The sequence below is a fragment of the Nevskiales bacterium genome (assembly GCA_035574475.1).
Classification (GTDB): Bacteria; Pseudomonadota; Gammaproteobacteria; order Nevskiales; family DATLYR01; genus DATLYR01.
This window is the reverse complement of sequence record DATLYR010000235.1, coordinates 1-3,701: the sequence shown is the minus strand read 5'-3', so window position 1 is coordinate 3,701 and position 3,701 is coordinate 1. Positions and strand designations below refer to the sequence as shown.

General features: G+C 67.1%; 4 protein-coding genes. All 4 read right to left on the bottom strand.

What is annotated here, in order from left to right; genetic code table 11:
* The coding region (locus VNJ47_14055; protein HXG29959.1) for an aldehyde dehydrogenase family protein at positions 1 to 312 on the bottom strand (312 nt) is incomplete at its 3' end.
* Positions 313 to 335: 23 nt separating this feature from the next.
* Positions 336 to 1,229, bottom strand: a complete 894-nt coding sequence (gene iolE, locus VNJ47_14050; GenBank protein HXG29958.1) for a myo-inosose-2 dehydratase — start codon at positions 1,227 to 1,229, stop codon at positions 336 to 338.
* Positions 1,230 to 1,254: 25 nt separating this feature from the next.
* Complete coding sequence (iolD, locus tag VNJ47_14045) at positions 1,255 to 3,102, bottom strand: 3D-(3,5/4)-trihydroxycyclohexane-1,2-dione acylhydrolase (decyclizing) (protein HXG29957.1); 1,848 nt, start codon at positions 3,100 to 3,102, stop codon at positions 1,255 to 1,257.
* 341 nt (positions 3,103 to 3,443) lie between these two features.
* A partial coding sequence (locus VNJ47_14040; GenBank protein ID HXG29956.1) for a hypothetical protein occupies positions 3,444 to 3,701 on the bottom strand: 258 nt, incomplete at its 5' end.

Genomic DNA, 3,701 nt, shown 5'->3' with positions numbered 1-3,701 from the left:
GGTGACCTCACCGCGGGCATCGTCGAGCACCTTGCCGTGCTCGGCGGTGATCAGTGCCGCCAGGCGGTCGGCATTGGCCTCCAGCAGCTCCCGGAACTTGTACAGAACGCGCGCGCGGCGCAGCGGCGGAGTCGCCGCCCACTTGGGAAACGCCTCGCGGGCGGCGACTACGGCTGCCTCCACTTCGGCGGCGGACGCCAGCGGCACCTTGGCCGTGACCTCGCCGAGGGCCGGGTTGTAGACATCGCCGAAGCGGCCGCTGGTGCCTTCCACAGGGCGGCCGTCGATGTAATGGGTCAGGGTCTTGGTCATGGGGCTGCCCCTCCGGGGGATACTTATAGGCCGACCTCGGCTACCAGGCGGCTCAGGTTGCGGTAGCCCAGGGTGGCGTAGGTCAGGGGATTGGCCTTGGCCGGGTCCTGCTCGGCCTCGATCACCAGCCACTCACCCGCGTAGCCGGTCTCCTTGAGCGCGCTCAAGACCGCCTTGAAATCCACGCAGCCGTCGCCGGGCACGGTGAACACCCCGGCGATGACTGCATCCAGGAAGCTCCAGTCCTCGCGCTTGGCTTGGGCCAGCACCTCGGCGCGCACGTCCTTGCAGTGCACGTGCTTGATGCGCTTGCCCCAGCGGCGGATCAGCGCCACTGGGTCGACGCCGGCGAAGGTGGCGTGTCCGGTATCGAGCAGCAACCCCACGGCCTCGCTGGTGTTCTGCATCAGTAGGTCGATCTCGGCCTCGGTCTCCACCACCGTGCCCATGTGGTGGTGGTAGGCCAGGGCCACGCCTTGGTCACGCAGGTACTCGCCCACCCGGGTCATGCGCCGGCCGAACTCGGCCCACTGGCCGGCTTCGATCCGCGGCCGCCTGGACAGCGGCACGCCACGCTCGCCATGGACGCAACCGCTCACTTCGGCAAAGACCATGACCGTGCAGCCCATGGCCTTGAGTAGATTGAGATGATCCTGCAGCGCGGCGATCTCGGCCTCGGCCTCGCGCTCCAGGAGACGGGCGCTGTACCAGCCGGAGACCAGGGCCAGGCCGTGCTGGTCCAGGATGGGGCACAGCCGCTCGGGATCGCGCGGGAACTTGTGGCCTAGCTCGAAGCCGGCGAAGCCGGCCTGTTTGCCCTCGGCCAGGCACGCCTCCAGCGGGGTCTGCCCGCCCAGTTCCGGCATGTCGTCATTGCTCCAGGCAATGGGGTTGGTGCCGATACGTACGCTCATCATGTCAACTCCTGATTGAGGTTCGGGTTCAGAAGCGCTGCTTCTGCTTGGCAGCCAGGTAGCGGCGGCGTGCCTGCCTGACCTCTTCGCGCGTGGAGGTCTCTGGCACCGGCACATCCCACCAGGACCCGCCTTCCTGGGTGGTGGGCATGGGGTCGGTATCGATGACGATGACATAGGTGCGCGTGGCGGCCTTGGCCCGTTCCAGGGCCTGTTCCAGCTCGGCGATGCCGGTGACCTTCTCGGCCGTGGCGCCGAGCGCCCGTGCATGGGCGGCGAAATCGATCTCAGGCGCCCCTTCCGGACCCTGCAGGCTGTCGCGCAACAGATTGTTGAAGGGAGCCCCGCCGCATTCCTGCTGCAGACGGTTGATGCAGCCAAAGCCGCGGTTGTCGAGGACCACCACCACCAGCTTGTGGCCCAGCATTACGCTGGTGGCGAGCTCGGAGTTCAGCATCAGGTAGGAGCCGTCGCCCACCATCACGAATATCTCGCGCGAAGGGTCGGCCATCTTCGCGCCCAGGCCGCCGGCGATCTCGTAGCCCATGCAGGAATAGCCGTATTCCAGGTGGTAGCCACCGGGCCTGGCCGTGCGCCAGAGCTTTTGCAGCTCGCCGGGCAGGCCGCCGGCGGCGCAGACCACCACGCCGTCCTTGCCGGCGGCGCGGTTCACCGCACCCAGCACCTGGGCATCGCTCGGCAGCGGGTTGTCATCGGCTGCGGTGACCTGCTCGACCGCCTGGTTCCACTCGACCATCAGTGCACCGGCCCTGCTCATCCACGCTTCGGGCGCGCGCCAGCCGGCCAGCGCCGCGCCCAGCTCCTCCAGCCCGCGCCGGGCATCGGCCACCAGCGGAATGGCACGGTGCTTGGCGGCATCGAAAGCCGCGACATTGAGGCCGAGCAGCTTGAGCTCGGGATTGCAGAACACCGCCCGCGAGCCGGTGGTGAAATCGGCCAGGCGCGTGCCCACGGCCAGCACCAGGTCGGCCTCGGCAGCGAGCGCGTTGGCCGCTGCCGAGCCGGTCACGCCGATGGCGCCGACGTTGCAGGGATGATTCCAGGGCAGCGCTCCCTTGCCAGCCTGGGTCTCGGCCACCGGGATGCCATAGCGCGCGGCGAACTCGGCCAGGGCGGCGCAGGCATCGCTGTAATGCACGCCGCCACCGGCGATGAGCAACGGCTTGCGCGCCGCGCGCAGCACGGCCACGGCTGCGCGCAGCTCCTCGGCGTCGGCGCCGGGCCGCCGCAGCCGGTGCACGCGCACCTCAAAGAAGTCCTCGGGATAGTCGTAGGCCTCGGCCTGCACGTCCTGGGGCAGGCACAGCGTCACTGGACCACACTCGGCTGGATCGGTGAGCACCTGGATGGCGCGCGGCAGGCTAGCGAGCAGTTGCTCGGGGCGGGTGATGCGATCGAAGTAGCGCGATACCGGGCGGAAGCAGTCGTTGGCGGTAACGGTCGCATCGCCGAAGTCCTCCACCTGTTGCAGCACCGGGTCGGGGGCGCGGGTGGCGAACGTATCGCCCGGCAGCAACAACACCGGCAGGCGGTTGACGTGAGCCAGCGCTGCGGCGGTGATCATGTTGGTAGCGCCGGGACCGATCGAGGTGGTGCAAGCCATCATCTGGCGCCGCCCGCGCGCCTTGGCGAAGGCGATGGCAGCATGGGCCATACCCTGCTCGTTGTGGGCGCGCAGGGTGGGGATCGCGTCGCGGACTGCATACAGCGCCTCGCCGAGCCCGGAAACGTTGCCATGGCCGAAGATGGCCCATACCCCGGCGAACAGTGGTAGCTCCTCGCCTCCCACCGCCGCGCGCTGGGCACAGAGATAGTTGACCAGGGCTTGAGCCATCGTGAGTCGTAGGGTTTTCATCGATCACTCCTTGGGACGGTTCAGACTCGCCTGCGCCAGGAACGGCTCGGCTTCACGCGCCGCTGCCGTGCGCAGCGGAGGGGCGCCACCGGTTGAGCTGGGACATGCCAAAGACGGTTCCGCCAACAACGGCGGATCAAACCGCCGCTGCCACGGCCAGGCAACGTGATCGGCCGACCAGCGCAGAGCCGGGCGACTTGACGGGCAGTGATAGAGGCACTGCGTTCATCGGTATTCCTCCTCGGGGCGAGGCGCTCGGCCGGGGCTGGGAGGGCGGCACCGCTACTGCGTCGGTGTCCTGAGATGCCCTACGCGCCGGCTACCAGGCGACCAGCATTTTCTTAGCACTCAACCGGGGATTTGGGACGGGCACCGCTGCTGCGTCGATGTCCTGGGACGCCCCATGCGCCGGTTACAAGACCACTATATTGGAATACAAATTCCATTTCAACATTAAGTTGAAATTTTATGTCAAAGCGATGGATGCTGTCGCACCCTATCCGGCAGCTGCGCTCACCGCAGGTAAGCAAGCAGCAGGGGCGCAGGGTTTTAGTCGCCTCTTGATAAAAAAAATTTTCTATATATATTAAATATAAAAA

Coding starts and splice junctions, on each gene's coding strand:
- iolD (HXG29957.1), bottom strand. CDS start 3,102: ATGAAAACCCTACGACTCACGATGGCTCAAGCCCTGGTCAACTATCTC.
- iolE (HXG29958.1), bottom strand. CDS start 1,229: ATGATGAGCGTACGTATCGGCACCAACCCCATTGCCTGGAGCAATGAC.